Annotated in this window: 19 protein-coding genes and 1 riboswitch; of the genes, 3 read left to right on the top strand and 16 right to left on the bottom strand. The window is 70.0% G+C overall.

What is annotated here, in order from left to right:
* Positions 1–114: 114 nt before the first annotated feature.
* The 14 genes from DD542_RS16275 to DD542_RS16210 all read right to left on the bottom strand — a co-directional run bounded on the left by DD542_RS16275 (position 115) and on the right by DD542_RS16210 (position 12706).
* Positions 115–882 carry a TOBE domain-containing protein gene (locus tag DD542_RS16275; RefSeq protein WP_127806358.1) on the bottom strand — a complete coding sequence of 256 codons (768 nt, stop codon included), beginning with the start codon at positions 880–882 and terminating at the stop codon, positions 115–117.
* A 217-nt stretch (positions 883–1099) separates the two neighbouring features.
* Positions 1100–1858 (bottom strand): uroporphyrinogen-III C-methyltransferase, encoded by a 759-nt coding sequence (cobA, locus tag DD542_RS16270; protein ID WP_066155599.1) that lies wholly within the window; start codon positions 1856–1858, stop codon positions 1100–1102.
* Complete coding sequence (locus tag DD542_RS16265; protein ID WP_127806357.1) at positions 1848–2198, bottom strand: NAD(P)H-dependent oxidoreductase subunit E; 351 nt, start codon at positions 2196–2198, stop codon at positions 1848–1850. The genes cobA and DD542_RS16265 overlap by 11 nt, the downstream gene beginning before the upstream one ends.
* Positions 2195–3223: a precorrin-3B C(17)-methyltransferase gene (cobJ, locus tag DD542_RS16260; RefSeq protein ID WP_127806356.1), complete on the bottom strand. Its 1029-nt coding sequence runs from the start codon at positions 3221–3223 to the stop codon at positions 2195–2197. The genes DD542_RS16265 and cobJ overlap by 4 nt, the downstream gene beginning before the upstream one ends.
* 43 nt (positions 3224–3266) lie before the next feature.
* Positions 3267–4391, bottom strand: coding sequence for a 5,6-dimethylbenzimidazole synthase (bluB, locus tag DD542_RS16255; protein ID WP_127806355.1), 1125 nt, complete (start codon positions 4389–4391; stop codon positions 3267–3269).
* Complete coding sequence (locus DD542_RS16250) at positions 4388–5173, bottom strand: cobalamin biosynthesis central domain-containing protein (protein ID WP_206610684.1); 786 nt, start codon at positions 5171–5173, stop codon at positions 4388–4390. Before DD542_RS16250 ends, bluB begins: the two co-directional genes overlap by 4 nt.
* Entirely contained in the window at positions 5170–5988 is an 819-nt protein-coding gene (cobI, locus tag DD542_RS16245; RefSeq protein WP_127806354.1) for a precorrin-2 C(20)-methyltransferase, read from the bottom strand. Before cobI ends, DD542_RS16250 begins: the two co-directional genes overlap by 4 nt.
* Complete coding sequence (cbiE, locus tag DD542_RS16240) at positions 5981–7336, bottom strand: precorrin-6y C5,15-methyltransferase (decarboxylating) subunit CbiE (protein ID WP_127806353.1); 1356 nt, start codon at positions 7334–7336, stop codon at positions 5981–5983. The genes cobI and cbiE overlap by 8 nt, the downstream gene beginning before the upstream one ends.
* Positions 7333–8532, bottom strand: a complete 1200-nt coding sequence (locus DD542_RS16235) for a cobalt-precorrin-5B (C(1))-methyltransferase (RefSeq protein WP_127806352.1) — start codon at positions 8530–8532, stop codon at positions 7333–7335. Before DD542_RS16235 ends, cbiE begins: the two co-directional genes overlap by 4 nt.
* A complete protein-coding gene (locus DD542_RS16230; protein ID WP_127806351.1) occupies positions 8533–9213 on the bottom strand; it encodes a precorrin-8X methylmutase in 681 nt (226 codons plus the stop codon).
* On the bottom strand, positions 9210–10100 hold the full coding sequence (locus DD542_RS16225; protein ID WP_127806350.1) for a sirohydrochlorin chelatase: 891 nt from the start codon (positions 10098–10100) through the stop codon (positions 9210–9212). Before DD542_RS16225 ends, DD542_RS16230 begins: the two co-directional genes overlap by 4 nt.
* Positions 10097–10879, bottom strand: a complete 783-nt coding sequence (cobM, locus tag DD542_RS16220; protein WP_127806349.1) for a precorrin-4 C(11)-methyltransferase — start codon at positions 10877–10879, stop codon at positions 10097–10099. Before cobM ends, DD542_RS16225 begins: the two co-directional genes overlap by 4 nt.
* A gap of 13 nt (positions 10880–10892) precedes the next feature.
* Complete coding sequence (locus DD542_RS16215) at positions 10893–11570, bottom strand: energy-coupling factor ABC transporter permease (RefSeq protein WP_127806348.1); 678 nt, start codon at positions 11568–11570, stop codon at positions 10893–10895.
* 235 nt (positions 11571–11805) lie between these two features.
* Positions 11806–12047, bottom strand: a riboswitch (cobalamin riboswitch).
* A gap of 374 nt (positions 12048–12421) precedes the next feature.
* Complete coding sequence (locus tag DD542_RS16210) at positions 12422–12706, bottom strand: VF530 family protein (protein WP_127806347.1); 285 nt, start codon at positions 12704–12706, stop codon at positions 12422–12424.
* Between the two features lie 94 nt (positions 12707–12800).
* Between DD542_RS16210 and modA the strand changes: the two genes are divergently transcribed.
* Genes modA through modC form a run of 3 tightly spaced genes read left to right on the top strand, consistent with a single transcriptional unit; the run spans position 12801 to position 15347 of the window.
* A complete protein-coding gene (modA, locus tag DD542_RS16205) occupies positions 12801–13556 on the top strand; it encodes a molybdate ABC transporter substrate-binding protein (protein ID WP_127806346.1) in 756 nt (251 codons plus the stop codon).
* Position 13557: 1 nt separating this feature from the next.
* The gene (gene modB / locus DD542_RS16200; protein WP_127806345.1) at positions 13558–14247 is read left to right on the top strand and encodes a molybdate ABC transporter permease subunit; all 690 of its coding nucleotides are present in this window, start codon (positions 13558–13560) and stop codon (positions 14245–14247) included.
* On the top strand, positions 14244–15347 hold the full coding sequence (gene modC / locus DD542_RS16195; RefSeq protein WP_127806344.1) for a molybdenum ABC transporter ATP-binding protein: 1104 nt from the start codon (positions 14244–14246) through the stop codon (positions 15345–15347). The genes modB and modC overlap by 4 nt, the downstream gene beginning before the upstream one ends.
* A gap of 9 nt (positions 15348–15356) precedes the next feature.
* On the opposite strand, the gene DD542_RS16190 is transcribed toward modC, so the two are convergent.
* Both DD542_RS16190 and DD542_RS16185 read right to left on the bottom strand, forming a co-directional pair.
* Positions 15357–16196, bottom strand: a complete 840-nt coding sequence (locus DD542_RS16190; protein WP_127806343.1) for an extracellular solute-binding protein — start codon at positions 16194–16196, stop codon at positions 15357–15359.
* Positions 16193–16969 (bottom strand): phosphate ABC transporter ATP-binding protein, encoded by a 777-nt coding sequence (locus DD542_RS16185; RefSeq protein ID WP_206610828.1) that lies wholly within the window; start codon positions 16967–16969, stop codon positions 16193–16195. The genes DD542_RS16190 and DD542_RS16185 overlap by 4 nt, the downstream gene beginning before the upstream one ends.
* Position 16970 lies beyond the last annotated feature (1 nt).

The raw sequence follows: 16970 nt of genomic DNA, 5'->3' as shown, positions 1-16970 counted from the left end.
TTGACAACACAAAACGCAGGGTTGCGCCATTCGGGTCCAGACCTGCGCGCATTGCGTCAGGCTGCCACGGCACACCCGTTCATATGAACGCGGCTGCCAAAGGCGGCCGATGCTTCAGCCCGCCAGGCCCACCACCAGCGCGCTGGACGACATGGTGGCCACCGCCCGCTGGCCCTTGCGTGCAGGGAACGGGTGCTCGGCAAAACCCACCCACTGCCCGCCGCCATCCAGCGACAGCACCACCTCGTCACGTCCCTGCCCGCGCGAGAGGCGCTCGATGCGACCCGGCAGCGCACACCCACCGTCCGCATCCTCCACCTCACCGCGGCCGATGCGCACCGCCGTCGCCTTGCACAGCACCAGCACCTCCCGCCCCGCGGCCAGCGCCAGCAGATCGGCGCTCTCGCGCGTGATGCTGGACGTCAGCAGCGCCTGCCCCGGCGTGCGCAGTCGCACCAGCACCGCCGGGTCGTCGGGCCCGACCGGCTCCACCGCCTCCACGCGGCACGGCAGCTGGTTGCGCATGCTGGTGCGCAGGCCCAAGCCCATCGGCAAGGCGGCGCCGCCTGAGAACCGCAAGAGCACCGCCGCCCGCGCCCGCGCCAGCTCGTCCGCCAGGGAGAGCAATTGCAGGCCCTGCGGCGTGATGCGCGCCCCGCCACCGCCCGAACCGCCCACCGTGCGTTCCACCAGCGTCTGCCCACTGAGGTTGCTCAGCGTGTCGATGGCCTGCCAGGCGGCCTTGTAGCTGATGCCCGCGTCGCGCGCGGCCTGCGAGATGGAACCGGTCTCTGCCACGCGGCGCAGGACTTCCAGGCGCTTGTCGGCGGGGGCGTGGCCCAGGGCTTCGGAGAGTGAGGCGTGAGGGGCGGTGGCGGTCATCGCTGAATTGTTCCATGCAGCGGTGTCGCGGGAGGGCTGGGGGCCTGAGTCTGGTCAAGGCAGTCTGCTGTCACCCGTGGCGTCCGACTCAATGACCGCTGATACAGCAGTGCAACGCTTGCCTTGGCTGGCGCAAATGTGTCCGAATCCTCAAATTGCCTTCTGCACCCTGCAGGATCGATCAGCTCCAAGGAGCGTCAGCGCCCATGCCGCCCATTCAGACACGCGCATTTCCTTCATATGACGGACTCAGTCGCACCGTTTCGCCAACAATGAGCAAGCCCGGTCGTGGACCATACGGAGGAGCGATCTCGACCAGCAGGCGCAAAGGGTGGGCCAGTACACGCTGTGTAGGTCGGGTACCGTCTTGGACGATGGCCGCAGGTGTGTCGGGCGGTAGTCCATGGGCAATCAAGGCCTGGGCGATCTGCGCCAGTCGCTGAACGCCCATGTAGAACACCAGAGTCTGCCCCGCGCGCGCCAGAGCCTGCCAGTCGTGGCTGGCCTGGGCGTCCGCCAGATGGCCCGGCAGAAACACGCAGCTGGCCGCCAGGTGGCGGTGTGTCAGCGGAATGCCCGCGGCGGCCGAACAGCCGCTGGCCGCCGTCACACCGGGCACCACCTCGAACGCAATGCCGGCCGCCTGTAGCGCCAGCACTTCCTCGCCACCGCGTCCGAACACGAAGGGGTCGCCGCCCTTGAGGCGGACGACGCGCAGGCCCTGGCGCGCATGCGCCACCAGCAGCGCATGGATCTCCTCCTGAGGGACGGCGTGGTGTCCCAGGGCCTTGCCGACGTACACCCGCCGGGCGGTGGCCGGGATCAGCGCCAGCACATCCTCGGCGATCAGCCGGTCGTGCACCACCACCTGGGCCTGTTGCAGTCGGTTCAGCGCGCGCAGCGTCATCAGGTCGGCCGGTCCCGGCCCGGCACCAACGATGCAGACCGAGCCAGCGGCCGGTGTCTCACTCGCCATCGATGACCCCCGGTCCCTGGTGGAATACCAGATCGGCGACCACCTCTCCGCCCACGAGGTGCTGCCCGATGATGCGGTCCATGTGGTCGGGGGTCACGCCGTGGTACCAGGTGCCGTCGGGTTGCACGCACAAGATGGGGCCGCCCTTGCAAGCCGCAAAACAGCTCACGCGGCTGCGCTTGACGCGCAGCGCGCCCTCGTGCAGCCCGGCGGCCTTGAACTTCTCGCCCAGGCTGTCGAACAGCGCTTGCGATGCGCCGTCCTGCGTGCAGCGTGCGCCGGTGCAGACCAGCAGGTGCCGTCGGTAGTCGCCGATGCGGGGCTTTTCCGTGGTGCTCATTGTTCTGCTTCCTCGGTGCCGGCGTCGGCTGCTTCGGGCGCGTCGGGTGCCGCCAGCACCTGCGCTATGTAGTCGGCAGGCAGGCTGTGGCGGCTGGCGAGTTCGACCAGGCCCGCGCCTGCCGCCTGCTCGGCCCGCAGCCCCTCGATCCAGCCCAGCAGGCCGCTGGAGAGCGATCGGCCTGCCTTCTCGCCTTCGCGGGTCTCGAAGCCCTGGTCCACGTCGTACTTGTTGGCGTAGCCGCGCGGCGTGACCATCAGCCCCGAGCGCAGGAAGGTGCTGCTGTTGCCGATCAGCACGGTGCTGAGCATGCCGATCTCCTGGTCGGCCATCTGGTCCAGGGTGGTGTGCACGATGTGCTGGCGCCGCCGGTAGGCGCTCTTGACGATCGCCACCGGCGTGTCCGCCCGGCGGTGGCGCAGGAAGAGGCGCTGCGCTTCGACGATCTGGCGCGTGCGGCGGCCGCTCTTGGGGTTGTAGAGCGCTACCACGAAGTCGGCGGCGGCGGCGGCGTCCAGGCGCCGCGCGATCACCGGCCAGGGTGTCAGCAGGTCGGACAGCGAGATGGAGCAGAAGTCGTGCGTCAGCGGCGCGCCGACCAGGGCCGCGCAGGCGTTGATGGCCGACGCGCCGGGCACGATCTCCACCGCCACGTGGTCCTCCGGCGTCCAGCCGGCCTGGAACAGCACCTCGTAGGTCGGGCCGGCCATGCCGTAGACGCCGGCGTCGCCCGAGGAGATCAGCGCCACCTTCTTGCCGGCGCGGGCCGCGGCCAGCGCTTGAACGGCGCGGTCCAGCTCTTCGGTCATGCCCTTGCGCACGACTTCCTTGCCGTCCAGCAGGTCGGCCACCAGCTTGATGTAGGTGACATAGCCCACCACCACGTCGGCCTCGGCGATGGCGGCGCGCGCGCGGGCGGTCATGTGGTCGGTGTGGCCGGGGCCGATGCCCACCAGGCTGATGCGGCCGCTGGTGCCGGTGGTGCCCGCGTTGTGCGGGGTGGTGACGGGGGTGTCGGTGGTCATGTCGTTCCTTGGGACGGGCGGGGGTTCAATGGCAAGGCCGCGGTCAGCCATGCAGCGGTTGTTCGGTGATGGCGCTGGTGTCGGTGTTCCAGGACGGGGCCCAGGTGTTCTCGGTGAACAAGGCCGGAACCGGACGCGCCTGGCGCCACTGTTGCTGGATGAGCAGGGGTGTTTCGTAGAAGCGATCCACCGGACCGATGCACAGCAGGCCCAGCGGCACGGCGCCCGCGGGGAGCGCCAGCAGCGTGTGCAGGTCGCCGGGTTCGAACAGCGACACCCATCCGAGACCCAGGTGTTCGGCGCGCGCGGCCAGCCAGAGGTTCTGCACGGCGGCGCCTGCCGAGCACCACGCCATTTCGCTCGCCAGCGTGCGGCGACCGAACAGCGTGCCGTCGTCTGGCGCCAGCACCAGCGCCCACAGTTCAGCGCACTCGCGCACCCCTTCCACCTTCAGCGCCAGGAACTCGGCCGCGCGCGATCCCATGGCCTGGGCGGTGCGCATCCGCTCCGCGTCCACGGCGGCGGCCAGCCGGTCGCGCAACGCCGGGGCGGTGATGCGCAGCACCCGCAGGGGCTGCATCAGCCCCACCGACGGCGCGGCGAGCAGCGCCGACTGCAGGCGCGCCCTGACGTCGTCGGCGATTTGCGTACCGGCGCTGAAGTGGCGCATGTCGCGCCGCACCTGCATCAGCGACTGCACCGCCTCGCGCTCGGCGACCGTGAAGCGGCGGTTGGGGTCGGTGCTGGCGACGCAAGGCGGGATGGCCGTTCGGGGCATCACGCGCGCCACGGACACGGTGGCATGGCGCCCATCGTCGCCGCGCAGCCGGTGCTTCTCGACGCACAGGGCGGCGGCCTCGGTGGTGCCCGCGGCCAGCAGCGCCGCGGCTTCGGAGACCGAGGGGGTGCCGGTGTGGCGGCGCACGGTTTCGGACGGGTTCGGCACCGCGACCTCGGCCAGTTGTGCGGCGGGGTAGAACCGCAGCGGCCAGCCCTGCTGCGCCGCCAGGGCCAGCAGCGCGGGCTCGTCGGCCTTGAGCGTGATGCTGCCCAGGCCCGCCACCTGCCGGCGGTCCAGGCCGGCCACGGCCAAGGCCTCGTCGACCGCGCGCTCCAGCGTGGCCAGCGGGGTGCCGCGGTCGCAGCCGATGCCCAGGGCCACTTTCATGCCGCGGCCTCGGTGGTGGTGGTGCTGGTGCCCACGGGCTGTGGCGGGCGGTACACCACCAGCCGTTCGTTCAGGGTCTGCCACAGCGCGTCGTCCACCGGGCGGTGGGTGATCCACAGCACCGCGCGGTAGCGGGCCAGGTCCACGTCCTCCAGCCGCGTGTGGCGGTGGATGTTCGGCGGCAGCGGGGTGGGGCGGGTCCACCAGTGCGGGCTGCCGGCCTCCTGCACCAGGGCGACCGGTTCTTCGTTGACCACGGCGGCGGACACCCGGGTGATGTTGATCTTGGGGGCCTCGACACGCCAGCCCAGCTCGCGGCCCAGGATGTCCACGGGAATGGTCTTGCCCACGTCCGACGCGGTGGTGAGCACCGCCGTGGCGCCCAGCAGCGCGGCCACGGTCTCGGCCATGGCGTTGGCGCCGCCCACGTGGCCCGAGAGCACGGGAATGACGAACTGGCCGGCGTCATCCACCACCAGCACGCCGGGGTCCTCGTCCTTGCTCTTCAGGTGCGACGCGATCAGGCGCACCACGGCGCCCAGCGAGACGAAGAACACGATCTGGTCGAAGGCCTGGAAGAGCGACCCGATCTGGTCCTTGAACGCACCCTCGTAGGCCTGCACCGGGTTGGACAGGCCCTGGGTGGCGTCGGTGAACTTGGCCGTGACACAGAGCGACGCCTGCGGCAACTGCCGCGCCAGCGTGGCCGCCTGGGCAACGCCGTGCTTGGTGATGGCGACCAGGCAGACGCGGGGAGGTGCGTTGGTGATGTCCGGGTTCATGGGGCGGTCTCCAGTGGTGGCGGACCGCTCTTTTTCAGGCAGCCCTTGATGCGCTCGCCGCGCACGCGGCGGGGATTCTTCACGATCAGCAGCGAGAGGTAGCTGACCTTGCTGCCGCGCAGCGTGAGCAGTTCGGGGCCGGACAGCCGGCGCTCGTCCAGCGCGCCCACACGCTCCACGAAATGCGCGCCGCCCAGCAGGTCGCGCGCCTGCAGCCAGTCCAGCAGGTCCTCGATCAGCGGCTTGATCTTCATCAGCACGAGGGTGTCGAAGTCGGGCAGCAGCCGGTCAACCGCGCCCACGCCGTAGGCGGCCGGCACGATGGCCACGGTGTCGTCCTGTTCGGCAAAGGGTTCGCCGACGTCGGCGCAGGCGGCGGTGAAGGAGTTGACGCCGGCGATCACTTCAACGGACACGCGCTGGTCCAGCCCACGCAGGGTGCGCGCCAGGTGGCCGAAGGTGGCGTAGGTGGACGCATCGCCTTCCACCAGGAACAGCACGTCGCGCCCGGCCTGCAGCCAGGGCAGCACGGTCTGCGCGGCCTTCAGCCAGGCGCGCGCCAGCTTCTCGCCGTCGTGGGTCATGGGAAACAGCAGCGGCGTGTGGGTCTCGGGCAGCGGCAGCCCGGCGCGCATCACGATGTCCAGCGCATAGCTGGGCGTCTTGCCGCTGCGCACCGGGTAGACCCAGATGGCGTCGCGGCGCTCCAGCGCGGCCCAGGCCGCGCGGGTGACCAGGCCGGGGTCGCCCGGGCCCAGCGAGATGCCGTGCAGCGTGCCCATGCGCGGAGCGGTGGCGGGCGCGACGTCAGCCATGCGCCGTCTCCTCCGCCGCCACCACCGGCCCGTGTTCGCCGTGGACCATGGGACCCACGCCGGCGCACACCAGCCACACAGGGTTCTCGGCGGCCATGCGGTGCATGTGCAGGATGGGGCGGCTGCGCGCGGCCTGCAGCTGCAGCACGTCCCAGTCGGCGTTCAGCTGCTGCAGGGCCTGGGTGGCGGTGGCCAGATTCTCCAGCGTCACGAAGTTCATCACCAGCCGGCCGCCGGGCCGCAGGCGCCGCAGCACCTGGCCGATCAGTCCGGCCAGCTCGCCACCCGAGCCACCGACGAACACCGCATCGGGGTCGGGCCAGGCCTCCAGGCCCTCGGGCGCCTTGCCATGCTGCAAGGTGTAGTTGCTGACGCCGAAGGCCGCGTGGTTGCGCCGGGCGATGGCGTGGTCGGCCTCGTTCTTCTCGATGGCGAACACATGGCCCTGCGGGCACAGGCGGGCGGCCTCCAGCCCCACCGAGCCGCTGCCGGCACCGATGTCCCAGACCACGCTGTCGGCGCGCAGCTGCAGCCGCGCCAGACTGACGGCGCGCACCTCCTGCTTGGTGATCAGGCCCTTCTCGGGCTGGCGCTGTTCGAAGGCACTGTCCACCAGACCGAAGCGCACCGGCTGTGGCCGCGGCCGGGTGCGCCACAGCAGCACCACGTTCAGCTCGGCAAAGCGCATCCGGGCCGCGTCGGCGGGGCTGAGCTGCGCATGCACCTGTTCGTTGGCCTGCAGCAGGTTTTCGGCCACGGCCATGTGGAAGTCGCTGCCCAGGCCTTCGGCCAGCAGCAGGCGGGCGATGCGGTCGGGGCTGTTCGCCGGACTGGTCAGCAGCAGCAGGCGCTGCTCGGCGCGCAGGGCCTGGGCCAGCGCGTACAGGCCGTGTGTGGGCGGGGCGCCGCGCTGCCACTCGCCGGCATCGGCGGCGTGCACAGAGACGATGCGCGCATCCTGCCAGGCCAGACCGACGCGGGCGCAGGCCAGTTGCAGAGTGGACAGGTTGGGCAGGATCTCCAGCGCGTCCAGGCACAGGTGCTGGGCCAGGTAAGGCGCGATGCCGTGGCACAGCGGGTCGCCTGTGGCCAGCACCACGCAGGCCTGGTGGGCCTCGCGCGCGGCGCGCACCCAGCCGGGCACCGCCTTCAGCTGGCCTGTCAGGTCGTGGGTGACGGCGCCGGGTTTGAGCGCGTGCCGCAGCAGCGCCAGCGTGCGCGCGCCGCCGATCACCACGTCGGCCGTGCGCAGGTGGGCCAGTGCGGTGGCGCCGAGGCTGGCCACGCCGTCGTCGAGCACGCCGATCACGCGGCAGCGGTTGGGATCGTGGGAGGGAAGATCGTTCATTCGGTGTCGAAGTCGGAGTGGTGGGTGTGGCCGATGCCGGTGCGCCCGGCCGTGGCGGGGCGGGGTCGCGCCTCGGCGGGGGCCGAACGCACGTCGGCCACCGGCTGGCCGCTGAAGTCGCACACCAGCACGCGCAGCGCAAAGGCGTGGCCGTAGCGTTCGGGGGCGGTCAGGGTGTCGATGGCGCGCTGCGCCAGCGCTTCGTGAAAGGCCGGGCCCAGGCCGCGCTCGACCATCAGCTCGGCGCCGAAGCGCGCGGTTTCGGCGGCGGCGATGGCGGCGCAGTCCTCGGCCGTGGCGCCGATCTGGCGGGCGATCTCGGCCACCAGGTCGGTGTCCACCATGTTGCGGTTGGCGTGGGTGATGGTCTCGCCCTGGGCGATCTTGGTCAGCTTGCCCACCATCACGCCCAGCACCACCTCGGGCAGGCCCTGGGCCACCACCTCGTCGAGCGCGTAGCGCAGGAAGTCGCCCATCTGCACGAAGCAGGCGGCGGGCAGGCCGGGCCGCTCTGCGCGCAGCGTCTGCATGGCGAAGGTCTCGGTGCGGCCGCCGGTGGTCAGCGCCACCACGCCGTGGTCCAGTGTGGCCGCCACCTGGATGCCCTGCACCACGCTGGCCCGCCAGGCGGCGGTGGAATAGGGTTTGACGATGCCGGTGGTGCCCAGGATGCTGATGCCGCCCAGGATGCCCAGCCGCGCGTTGGTGGTCTTCTTCGCCATCTCCTGGCCGCCGGGCACGCTCACGGTGACCTCCAGCCCGTGCTGTGTGAGCAGCCTCGGCGCGGCCTCGCGCAGGTTGTCGGCGATGTTCTGGCGCGGCACCGGATTGATGGCCGGACCGCCCACCGCCAGCCCGAGGCCAGGCAGAGTCACCGTGCCCACGCCGTCGCCGGCCACGAAGCTGATCTCGCCCGCGCGGCCGGGCAGCAGGCACAGGTCCACCGTGAGGTGGGCGCCGTCGGTGCAGTCCGGGTCGTCGCCCGCGAACTTCACCACCATGGCGTGGGCGCTGTGCGCATCGCAGCGTCCGTCGTGCACGGCAAAACGCACGCGCTGGCCGTTGGGCAGCAGGCTCTCCATGGCATCGGGGACCGCACCGGTTTCCAGTCCCTGCGCGGCGGCCCGGGCGGCCGCGGCCGCACAGGCGCCGGTGGTGAAGCCGGTGCGGGTGCCGCGCGGGGTGGTGCTGTCCATTCAGGCGCCCTCGGTGCGTTGCTGCGCCTCGGCCAGCGCCAGCAGCGCGTGCAGGGCGGCGACCACCAGGGTAGAGCCGCCCTTGCGGCCGCGGATGACGATCCAGGGCACGTCGGCGATCTGCGCCATCAGGTCTTTCGACTCTGCGGCCGACACGAAGCCCACCGGCATGCCGACCACCAGGGCGGGGCGCACACCGTCTTCCACGATCAGCCGCACCAGCTCGATCAGCGCGGTGGGCGCGTTGCCGATGCCGACGATGGCGCCCTGCAGCAGGCCCAGGCGGTGCGCCTTGCGCATGGCCTGCACGGCGCGGGTGGTGTTCTGTGCCTGCGCCTGCGCAATCACGTCGGCATCGCTGATGAACTGGTGCGTGGCCATGCCGAAGTGCGCCAGGCGCGGCCGGGACAGGCCCGAGCAGATCATCTCCACGTCGGCCACCACGGGCGTGCCACCACGCAGCACCGCGGCCATGCCCGCCTGCACCGCGTCGGGGTGGAAGGCGGTCAGGCCGTTGAACTCGAAGTCGGCGTTGGCGTGGATCATGCGGCGCACGATGGGCCACTGCCCGGCCGTGTAGGCGTGCGGGCCGGCCTCGGCGTCGATGATGGCGAAGCTGTCGTGCTCGATCGCCTGGCCGGCGGCGGTGAGCTGCTCGGTGACGGTGTTGACGGTGCTCATGCAGGTTGCACCTGTGCGGTGTGCGGATGCACATGCACGGCGGCGTGCGTGTGCTCGTGCGAGTGCCCATGGCCCAGGTCGTGCGCGATCTCGCGGTAGCTGCAGCCGTCGCAGGGCATCCGGCTGTCGGGCACGCCGGCCAGCAGGTCGTGCACGCGCTGCTCCACCAGTTCGAAGATCTCCTTCTCGAAACCGAAGTGCGTGCCGCAGGCAAAACGGATCTGCGGGTACTGCGCGCGCAGGTGGTCCACCTGGCGGTGGATGCGCTGCATCAGCGTGCCGGTGTAGAGGTAGTAGGGCAGCACCACCACCTGCCGCAGACCGATCAGCGCCTGGCGCTGCACCACGCGCTCCAGCCGCGGCCAGGTGATGCCGGTGAAGGCCAGGTCCACCAGCTCGTGGTCGCTGTCCTCCTGCAGCCAGCGCGCCATCTTGGCCATGTCGCCGTTGGCACCGCGGTCCGACGAGCCCCGGCCCAGCAGCACCACACCGGTGGTGGTGGGGTCGGGCATGTCCAGCATGGCCATGGCCTGGCGCAGGCGGCGCTTGAGGATGGCGAGGATGGGGTCGCAGGCGCTCAGGTGCGGGCCGTAGAGGAACTCGGTGCCGGGCGCGTGTGCGCGGGCGTGTTCGATGGCTTCGGGAATTTCCATCTTGGCATGGCCGGCGGCGTTCAGGATCAGCGGCAGCACCAGCACGCGGCGCGACGACTGCGCCGCGGCCAGCAGGCCGTCGTGCAGCGAGGGCGCGGCGAATTCGATGAAGCAGACCTCGATGCGCCAGGCCGGTTGGCGGGCGCGCCACTGGTCGACGAAGTCGCGGATTTCCTGGTTGCCGGAGTCCTCGCGCGAGCCGTGGCCCACCAGCAGGATCGTGGTGTCGTTCATGTCGTGGCTTTCCTGAAGCGGTGTGTGAAGCCCGGGTCGTAGAGCCGGGACCTGGTCAGCTCGGGCCAGTGGCGCGCGCCCAGCGTGGGGCTGGCGATCACCATGGCCTGGCTGACGATGCCGGCGTCGCGGCACTGTTGTTTGATGGTGGCCAGCGTGCCGCGCACGATGCGCTCCTCGCCGGGCCAGCTGGCCTTGTGCACCACCAGCACCGGCGCGTCGTCGGGCCAGCCGGCCTGGCGCAGACCGGCCTCCACCTTGTGCAGCAGCGTGATGGACAGGAAGATGCACAAGGTCGTGCGGTGCGCCGCGAGCGCCGCCAGGTCCTCGCCGTCGGGCATGGGCGTGCGCCCCTCCACCCGCGTGAAGATGGTGGTCTGCGTGACCTCGGGCAAGGTGAAGCTCTCGACCGCCGCCGCCGCCGAGGCCATGGCCGAGGACACGCCCGGCACCACCGCCACCGGCGCACCGGCCGCATCCAGCGGCTGCACCAGTTCGATCAGCGTACCGTAGAGGGCCGGGTCGCCGGTCTGCAGGCGCACCACGGTGTCGCAGCGCGCGGCGTTCGCAATCAGCCAGGCGGACATCTGCTCCAGCGTCATGTCCTTGCTGTCAGCGATGACGCAGCCCGGCGGTGCCCAGCGGGTGGCCGCCTCGTTCACCAGCGACCCGGCGAACAGGATGGCCCCTGCGCGCGCGATCAGGTCGCGCCCCTTGACAGTGACCAGGTCCGGATCGCCCGGACCCGCCCCCACAAACCAGACCGTTCCGAGGCCCATGGTGTGCCCCCGGTCAGGCGGCCTGGTGCAGACGGCGCTCCACCACCGCGCTGCCCTGCAGGCCACGCAGCGTCTTGGCCAGTGCGAGCACGGCCAGGTCGATCAGCGGCTCGGCCAGCACCACGCTCATGTAGGCGGCGCCGAAGCTGCCGATGCTCACCAGGTTCTCGGCGCCCAGGCCACGCCCGTACAGCGCCCAGAAGCCCACCCACAGCACGATGCCGCCCTGGTAAGCCAGGGACAGCTTCAGGGCCTGGCCGTAGCGCAGATCCACATAGGCCATCTGGTCGGGAATGACGCGCCGAGCCAGCGCTGCGGTGGCGAACAGCGGCACCAGCAGCGTGGTCAGGTTCATGCCGTACTGCGGCAGGTCAAAAGGTGCAAAGAACAGGCCCTGGATCAGCAGGCCGCCCGCCAGCCCGATGGCCGCGGGCGCCGCGCCGAACAGCAGCATCAGCGTGGTGCCCAGGATCAGGTGCACCTCGGACACGCCCACCGGGTGGTGCGGCAGCACCTCGAAAAAGCAGAACACCAGCGCCGTCGCCAGCAGGGCCCGCAGCAGCAGGGCTGCCGCGCCATCTGTTTTGAGCATGTCGGCAGACAGCTTGAGCGTGTAGCCGCCACAGGCGGCCGCTGTGGCGTAGCTCAGTGCGAGCTTGGCCCCGTCCACCAGACCTGGTTCGATGTGCATGAAGTGACTCCTTGGGTTGGGTGCGTTGGACACAACGCGGTTGAAAAGGCGGCAAAGACCCAAGGGGAAAGCGAGCACAGGTTCCAGCGGCGAACGGACAGCCCCCTGCGAGCGCAGGCGCAGGCGCAGGCGCTGGCACAGACTCGCAAAGCAATGCGAAGGGACGACATGAGGACACCGGCGAAGACCCCTCACCGCCTTCCCCGACGGTGTTTGGGTAATGCGGCTGCGCCTGGGGCACAGCCTCCTTGTTGGCCGGTATCCGGGCTGACAGAACGTTTCCCAAAGCCTTCCCGGTGTGACCCAGTGGCGAAATTTTGAGAAATGGGGGCCTTGGCAATGCCTTGGTCCACCCGTCTGCTTACCGTTGCGGGGGCAGCGCAGGTTAGGTTCGTCCGTGTGGGACTCGCCCTCCTGCTTCCCGTTAAACTGCAATGCCTGAACAGCATCACGAGCACCAACAGCTTTTTATTCTATACCCCGAAAAACAGCTCGAGGCCTTTTGAGGGGCGACGTTGCAATCTCAGATCCCGTGCATCGGGACATAGCGCACCTGAGAGCCATTCGTCGTGGCTGACATGGGCACTCTGAATTCCAATGCTGCGATCTTGAAGCAAGGGTGCTGGGTGAGTACTGTTTCGCGGCTGAACGGAACCCTCGGGATCAGTGCCTTCACACAGGTGGGCGCAACTTGTTGGTTGCCGACGCATCGCAAGGTGAATCTCGTCTTTGGACCAGGACCGCTGAAGGTATTTGAATGACCGCCTCGTCTACCAAAGCAGTCCTGGAGCGGATACCCCCGAACCACGGCAATCGCTGCTTTGCCGCCAATGACACGGCGGCCTTGCTCCTCAGCCACCGCCCTGGAAACCTCTGACGCTACCCCGCTGCGACCGCCGCGCCTCCCGCAGCATGAACAGGTAAAGCCCCTCCACCTTCTCCCGCGCCCATGGCGTCTTGCGCAGGAACGTCAGGCTGGACTTGACGCTCGGGTCGATCGCGAAGCAGCGGATGGGGATGCGCCGCGCAAGCTCGTCCCAACCGTAGTGCGCCTCCAGTGCGCGGACCATGGCCTCGAGGGTCACGCCGTGGAGGAGGTTGCGGGGCTGTTCGGCCGGCGGTGGTGCGTCTGTCATGCCGCAATTCTGCCCGGCTGGCCACGCGCTACACTCGCTATTCCATTTTGGGATAACGACCCCCGCCACCTTTCCGCTTCACACCGAGGTGCCCATGCGTCTGCTGCTGTCTTCCCTTTCCGCCCTCCTGTGGGTCGCGTTCACGCACACCGCCGCCCACGCCGCCGAAGCCCAGGTGGCGGTGGCGGCCAACTTTGCGGAGCCGATGAAGGCGATTGCCGCCGTGCTGCAGAAGACCAGCGGCCACACGCTGAAGATTTCCACCGGTGCGTCGGGCGCGTTCTACACGCAGATCAAAAACGGCGCGCCGTTCGACGTCTTCCTCTCGGCCGACAACGAGCGCCCCGAGATGCTGGAGAAGGACGGCCTGGCGCAGCCGGGCACGCGCTTCACCTACGCCACCGGCAAGCTGGTGCTGTGGTCGGTCAGGCCCGGCCGGGTGGACGGCCAGGGCGCGGTGCTCAAGGCGGCCGACCTGGGCAAGGTGGCTTTCGCCAACCCCAAGACCGCGCCCTACGGCGCCGCCGCGCTGCAGGTGCTGGACAAGCTGGGCCTGAAGGACGCGCTGGCGCCGAAGCTGGTGCAGGGCGAGAGCATCGGCCAGACCTTCAACTTCGTGAAAACCGGCAATGCGGACGTCGGCTTTGTGGCGATGTCGCAGGTGCTCGAAGGCGGCCAACTCAAGGAAGGGTCGATGTGGGTGATTCCGCAGACCCAATACGACGCCATCCGGCAGGACGCGGTGTTGCTCAAGCGGGGAGCGAACAACGAGGCTGCGAAAGAGCTGTTCAAGCTGCTGCAGAGCCCGAACATCAAGGACCTGATCCGCAGTTACGGCTACGACCTCTGACATGTTCCTCACCCCGGACAACCTCCAGGCGCTCTGGCTGACCTTCAAAGTCGCTGCGCTGACCACGCTGATCCTGTTGCTGCTGGGCACGCCGCTGGCGTGGTGGCTGGCGCGCTCGCGCAGCTGGGTGGCCAGGCCCGTGGGCGCGCTGGTGGCGCTGCCGCTGGTGCTGCCGCCGTCGGTGCTCGGGTTCTATCTGCTGGTGGGGCTGGGGCCGAACGGGCCCATCGGCGCATGGATGGTGTCCCTGGGTCTGCCCACCCTGCCCTTCACCTTCGCCGGGCTGGTGGTGGCCTCGGTGTTCTATTCGCTGCCGTTCATGGTGCAGCCCATCCTGAACAGCATGCAGGCGCTGGGCGAGCGGCCGCTGGAGGCGGCGGCCACGCTGCGCGCCTCGCCGCTGGACCGCTTCTTTCATGTGGTGCTGCCGCTGTGCAAACCGGGCCTGGTGACGGGCTGCATCATGAGCTTCGCGCACACGGTGGGCGAGTTCGGCGTGGTGCTGATGGTGGGCGGCAACATCCCGGGCGTCACGCGGGTGGTGTCGGTGCAGATCTTCGACCACGTCGAGGCACTGGAATACGCCGACGCCCACCGGCTGGCGGCGGTGATGCTGGTGTTCGCGTTCGTGGCGCTGATGACGCTGCAGGTCTACAACGCGCGGCAGGCGCGCCGGGTGCGCACCTCATGAGCAAGACCACACTGACCCTGAACGCCCGCCTGGACCGGGGCGACTTCGCGCTGGACGTGCGGCTGGCCCTGCCGGGCCACGGCATCACCGCGCTGTTCGGCCCCTCGGGCAGTGGCAAGACCACCTGCCTGCGCGTGCTCGCCGGGCTGGAACGCCAGGCCACCGGCGCGGTGGTGGTGGACGGCCAGACCTGGCAGGACAGCGCGCGCGGTGTGTTCCTGCCCACGCACCAGCGCGCACTGGGCTATGTGTTCCAGGAGGCCAGCCTGTTCGACCACCTGACGGTGGAGGGCAACCTGCGCTTCGGCTTCGACCGCACACCGGCCGCGCAGCGCCGGCACGACTGGCGCCACGGGCTGGAGCTGCTGGGCATCGGCCACCTGCTGCAGCGCCGGCCGCACGAGCTCTCGGGCGGCGAGCGCCAGCGCGTGGCCATTGCCCGCGCGCTGGCCACCAGCCCGCAGCTGCTGCTGATGGACGAGCCGCTGGCCGCCCTGGACACGGCGCGCAAGGCCGAGATCCTGCCCTGGCTGGAGCAGCTGCACGAGGCGCTGGACGTGCCGGTGGTCTATGTGACCCATTCGCTGGACGAGGTGGCGCGGCTGGCCGACCACGTGGTGTTGCTCGAAGAGGGCCGGGTGCTGGCCGACGGCCCGCTGGCCCAGATGCTCGCGCGCAGCAACCTGCCGCTCGCGCGCGGTGACAGTGCGGTCTCGGTGCTGCAGGGCCACTGCAGCGGCTACTCGCCGGCCGACCAGCTCGCGGTCTACGACATCGACGGTGGGCAATTGCTGCTGCCGCAGTCGCGCCAGGGCGTGCCACAGCCTGGCACGCGCGCGCGCCTGCACATTCAGGCGCGGGATGTGAGCCTGTCGCTGGTGATGCCTGCGCAGACCAGCGTGCTCAACGTGCTGCCGGCGGTGGTGGACAGCCTGACGGACAACGCCCCGGCGCAGGTGGTGGTGAGCCTGCGCCTGGGCGCCGACGGCCAGGGCGCCACCCTGCTCTCGCGCATCAGCAGCCTGTCGGCCCGGCGCCTGGCGCTGGCGCCGGGTCAGCTGGTCTACGCCCAGATCAAGGGCGTGGCGATGGTGCGCTGAGGCGCACCGTCATTTCGTGGCGTTCGGAAAGAATAGCTGCTCGCCGCCGATCTTGTAGTCGGCAATCGCCTTCTGGCCGGCCGGGCCGGTCACCCAGTCGACGAACTTCTGGCCCTCGGCCGTCTTCACCTGCGGGTGCTTGGCGGCGCTCACCAGCATCACGCCGTACTGGTTGAACAGGCGCTTGTCGCCTTCCACCAGCACCGCGAGGTCGGCGCGGTTCTTGAAGTTGAGCCAGGTGCCGCGGTCGGCCAGCACGTAAGCGCCGCTGCTCGCGCCGATGTTCAGCGCCGGGCCCATGCCACAGCCGCATTCCTTGTAGCCGCTGCCCTTGTTGGCATCGGTGTCCGTCATCTTCCAGAAGCGCAGCTCGGCCGCGTGCGTGCCGCTCTTGTCGCCGCGCGAGACGAAGGGCGCATTGGCGGTGGCGATCTTCTTGAGCGCGGCCACGATGTCGTTGCCCTTGGTGCCGGCCGGATCGGCCTTGGGGCCGATCAGCACGAAGTCGTTGTACATGACCTCCTGGCGCTTGGCCGCGAAGCCATCGGCCACGAATTTCTCTTCAGCGATCTTGTCGTGCACGAAGAGCACGTCGGCGTCGCCGCGGCGCGCCATGTCGATGGCCTGGCCGGTGCCCAGCGCCACCACCTTCACGTCGATGCCGCTGGCCTGCTTGAAGGCCGGCAGGATGTGGCCGAACAGGCCCGACTGCTCGGTGGAGGTGGTCGAGGCCACGACGATGCTGCTCTGGGCCAGCGCGGAAGTGGCGCCCAGCAGGCCAGCCGACACGAGGCCGGCGGCGGCGAGCAGTTGCACGATGGTGCGACGGGAAGTGAGGGATGGGTTCATGTGGTTTCTCCTTTGACGAACAGATGGGCCTGGGGGCAGTGCGCCTCCAGGAAGGTGTGGTTGAAAAACTCGTTCACCGGCAGGTCGGCCAGCAGCCGGCCCTGCTCCAGATAGATCACGCGGCTGGCCAGGCGCTTGACCTGGCCAAGGTTGTGGCTGGCAAACACCAGCGTGGGCGGCAATCGGCCGGGTGCGGGCGCTTCGTCGCCGAAGTCGGCGATCAGCGCCTCGACATCGCGCTTGGCGTGTGGGTCCAGGCTCGCGGTGGGCTCGTCCAGCAGCCACACATCGGGCCGCAGCGCCCAGGCCCGCGCCAGCGCCACGCGCTGCTGCTGTCCGCCCGACAGCGCACGGCCATTGCGCTCGGCCAGCGCCGCCAGCTGCACCCGCTCCAGCGCCTGCCGGGCACGCTCGCGCGTCTGTCCCCAGGGCACGCCACTGAGCCATAGGCCCAGCTGCAAGTTGCGCCGCACCGACATGCGCAGCATGTGCGGACGCTGGAACAGCATGGCGATGCGCGAGGCATGGGGCACCTCGCGCCGGCCCTGCGCAATGGACAGCAGGCCGTGCAGCGTGCGCAGCAGCGTGCTCTTGCCGCAGCCGTTGGGCCCGACCAGGGCCACGCGCTCGCCGGCGTGGATGCTCAGCGTGATGTTCCGCAATGCCTCCACCTGCGCCGCAGGCCCGAGGCTCACGTGGACCGACGCCAGCGTCAGCACCGCCGGCGCCGCGCCGGCGCTGCCGAACACCTCGCCCGTGGCGGAGAGTTCCATC

The sequence above is a fragment of the Hydrogenophaga sp. NH-16 genome (assembly GCF_004006415.1).
GTDB lineage: Bacteria > Pseudomonadota > Gammaproteobacteria > Burkholderiales > Burkholderiaceae_C > Hydrogenophaga > Hydrogenophaga pseudoflava.
The sequence above is the reverse complement of the archived record's forward strand: the minus strand, read 5'-3'. Positions and strand labels throughout refer to the sequence as shown.

Bases quoted from the DNA above. Each gene is read 5' to 3' on its own strand.
- cobJ (WP_127806356.1), bottom strand. From the start codon at position 3,223: ATGACCACCGACACCCCCGTCACCACCCCGCACAACGCGGGCACCACC.
- DD542_RS16235 (WP_127806352.1), bottom strand. From the start codon at position 8,532: ATGGACAGCACCACCCCGCGCGGCACCCGCACCGGCTTCACCACCGGC.
- DD542_RS16275 (WP_127806358.1), bottom strand. From the start codon at position 882: ATGACCGCCACCGCCCCTCACGCCTCACTCTCCGAAGCCCTGGGCCAC.
- bluB (WP_127806355.1), bottom strand. From the start codon at position 4,391: ATGAAAGTGGCCCTGGGCATCGGCTGCGACCGCGGCACCCCGCTGGCC.
- cobI (WP_127806354.1), bottom strand. From the start codon at position 5,988: ATGGCTGACGTCGCGCCCGCCACCGCTCCGCGCATGGGCACGCTGCAC.
- DD542_RS16225 (WP_127806350.1), bottom strand. From the start codon at position 10,100: ATGAACGACACCACGATCCTGCTGGTGGGCCACGGCTCGCGCGAGGAC.
- DD542_RS16215 (WP_127806348.1), bottom strand. From the start codon at position 11,570: ATGCACATCGAACCAGGTCTGGTGGACGGGGCCAAGCTCGCACTGAGC.
- cbiE (WP_127806353.1), bottom strand. From the start codon at position 7,336: ATGAACGATCTTCCCTCCCACGATCCCAACCGCTGCCGCGTGATCGGC.
- cobM (WP_127806349.1), bottom strand. From the start codon at position 10,879: ATGGGCCTCGGAACGGTCTGGTTTGTGGGGGCGGGTCCGGGCGATCCG.
- modA (WP_127806346.1), top strand. From the start codon at position 12,801: ATGCGTCTGCTGCTGTCTTCCCTTTCCGCCCTCCTGTGGGTCGCGTTC.
- DD542_RS16265 (WP_127806357.1), bottom strand. From the start codon at position 2,198: ATGAGCACCACGGAAAAGCCCCGCATCGGCGACTACCGACGGCACCTG.
- DD542_RS16210 (WP_127806347.1), bottom strand. From the start codon at position 12,706: ATGACAGACGCACCACCGCCGGCCGAACAGCCCCGCAACCTCCTCCAC.
- DD542_RS16190 (WP_127806343.1), bottom strand. From the start codon at position 16,196: ATGAACCCATCCCTCACTTCCCGTCGCACCATCGTGCAACTGCTCGCC.
- modB (WP_127806345.1), top strand. From the start codon at position 13,558: ATGTTCCTCACCCCGGACAACCTCCAGGCGCTCTGGCTGACCTTCAAA.
- cobA (WP_066155599.1), bottom strand. From the start codon at position 1,858: ATGGCGAGTGAGACACCGGCCGCTGGCTCGGTCTGCATCGTTGGTGCC.
- modC (WP_127806344.1), top strand. From the start codon at position 14,244: ATGAGCAAGACCACACTGACCCTGAACGCCCGCCTGGACCGGGGCGAC.
- DD542_RS16185 (WP_206610828.1), bottom strand. From the start codon at position 16,969: ATGGAACTCTCCGCCACGGGCGAGGTGTTCGGCAGCGCCGGCGCGGCG.
- DD542_RS16250 (WP_206610684.1), bottom strand. From the start codon at position 5,173: ATGAACCCGGACATCACCAACGCACCTCCCCGCGTCTGCCTGGTCGCC.
- DD542_RS16230 (WP_127806351.1), bottom strand. From the start codon at position 9,213: ATGAGCACCGTCAACACCGTCACCGAGCAGCTCACCGCCGCCGGCCAG.